This is a genomic window from Lamprobacter sp., from assembly GCF_034860625.1.
Taxonomy (GTDB): Bacteria; Pseudomonadota; Gammaproteobacteria; order Chromatiales; family Chromatiaceae; genus Lamprobacter.
On record NZ_JAYESN010000397.1, the window covers coordinates 1 to 2,060 of the forward strand.

The 2,060-nt window shown below is 64.4% G+C and carries 3 protein-coding genes; all 3 read right to left on the reverse strand.

Annotated features, from left to right (window positions below; translation table 11 throughout):
• Positions 1 to 230: YggT family protein (locus VBE63_RS28020; protein ID WP_323686270.1), on the reverse strand; the 230-nt coding region annotated here is incomplete at its 3' end.
• The gene (proC, locus tag VBE63_RS28025) at positions 227 to 1,063 is read right to left on the reverse strand and encodes a pyrroline-5-carboxylate reductase (protein WP_323686271.1); all 837 of its coding nucleotides are present in this window, start codon (positions 1,061 to 1,063) and stop codon (positions 227 to 229) included. The genes VBE63_RS28020 and proC, both read right to left, overlap by 4 nt.
• Positions 1,064 to 1,149: 86 nt before the next feature.
• Positions 1,150 to 1,857, reverse strand: coding sequence for a YggS family pyridoxal phosphate-dependent enzyme (locus VBE63_RS28030; protein ID WP_323686272.1), 708 nt, complete (start codon positions 1,855 to 1,857; stop codon positions 1,150 to 1,152).
• Positions 1,858 to 2,060: the final 203 nt, after the last annotated feature.

Below are 2,060 nucleotides of genomic sequence, written 5' to 3' on the forward strand. Positions count from 1 at the left end.
ACCCAGGCCAGCACGACCGTCGAGAGGTCGAGTCCGGCATAACCGGGGATCACCTTGCGCAACGGTCGCAGCACCGGCGAGGTCAGCTTGACCACGAACTGCGAGATCGGGTTGTAGAAATCGGCCCGTGCCCACTGCAGCAGGAAGCGAATCACGACCAGCGTGATATAGAGCCCGAACAGGGTCTTGACTAGGAAGATCAATGGGTTGGTAAAGTAGGCCTCGGTCATTTTTCCTCCGCGATCAGTTCGGAAAGCTCCTGCGCGCGATGCCGAGCGGCAGCCACCGCGCGCAATGTCAGGGCTGGCAGGCCACCCTCTTCGAACACCGCAATGGCGCGCTCGGTGGTGCCGCCCGGTGAGGTGACGCGCTGGCGCAATTGTTGCGGCGACTCATCGCTCTCGACCGCCATGCGCGCGGCGCCCAAGGCGGTCTGGATGCTCAGCAGTCGGGCGCCCTCGGGGTCGAGTCCCTCGGCGATCGCGGCCTTCTCGAGCGCCTCCATGAACAGGAAGAAGTAGGCGGGTCCGCTACCGGAGAGGGCGGTGACCGTATCCAACTCGGCTTCGGTCTTGACCCAGTGCGTGAGCCCACCGGCGCGCATCACCTCTTCGGCCAGGTTGACCTGCTTCGCCCAGGTGCCGGCGCTGGCATGCAGCCCGATGGCGCCGGATTGCACCAGCACCGGGGTGTTCGGCATCGCCCGCACCAGCGGCGCGGGCTGTCCGAGCCAGCCGAGGATCGAGGCCTCGGTGACGCCCGCCATCACTGAGATGACCAGCGGCAGAGGCTCGCTGAGCAGGGTGCCGACCTCGCGGCAGGCGACCGCGGCCACCTGTGGCTTGACGCAGAAGACGATGACCTCGGCGGCGTCGATCGCCTCGACAGTCTGAGCGCAGGCAGTGATGCCGAACTGCTCGGCGAGCGCCTCGCGCTTCGCGGTATCCGGGTCGCTGACGCTGAGGTTTGCGGCCTCATAGCCGTCGGCGACCAGCCCCGCGATCAGGCTGCGGGCCATGTTGCCGCCGCCGATGAAGGCGATGCGTGTGGTGGTTGAGGGCATAGGCAAGAAGATTCCGTAACGTCGTCGCCGTTATGGCGTTGGCTAGTGGCGCTTAAGTCGTGGCACTGGCGAGCAGCCCGAGCAGCTTAGTGTTGCCGTCTCGGGCCGAACACGGCCGTGCCAATACGCACCATTGTAGCGCCCTCGGCGACCGCGGCCTCAAGATCGTCGGACATCCCCATCGATAGGGTTGTAAGCGGTTGCTCGGGCGTTGCAAGCTGATCGCGTAGCGCTCGCAGCTCGGCAAAGGGCTGGCGCTGGGCCTCGAGGCTGTCGGCTGGGGCCGGCAGGGTCATCAAGCCTTCGATGCGCAGGCCTTCGATGGCTGCGCACTGCTTGAGGAGGGCAGGCAACGCGGGTGGCTCGACGCCGGCCTTGCTCGCCTCGCCGCTCAGGTTGACCTGGAGACAACAGCGCAGTGGCGCAAGTCCGAGCGCGATGCGCTGCTCGCCAAGGCGTCGTGCATGGCGCACATCGCCGAGCCCATGCACCCAGCTAAAGTGCTCGGTAATCTGCTTGGTCTTGTTGCTCTGGATGCGGCCGATGAAGTGCCAATCCAGCGCCAGATCGGCGAGCAGCGTCTGTTTGTCGCAGGCCTCTTGCACATAGCTCTCGCCAAAGGCGAGCTGACCGAACTCGGAGGCCGCGCGGATCAGCGCCGCCGGCTGCAACTTGCTGACTGCGAGCAGCGCAACACTGCCTGGCTCGCGACCAAAGCGAGCCTCGGCAGCGGCGATGCGCGCGCGCACCGCATCGAGTCGAGCAGACACCTTGGTGTCGTCGGAGGCGTTCATTGTTTGGCTCCTGATTCAGGTGCGTGATTCACTGGTTCCGACGCTGTATAGCCGTTTCCGCTCTCAGTCGAACCCAGTCGAATCACCGGGTAGTGCTCCAAATCTGTTGGGTTAGCCAGCAAGCTGCTGATTTATAATGATTGAATATCATTCGATAACAGATCTGGAGCACTACCCAGTGAACGTCCGCACGTACGCTTGAA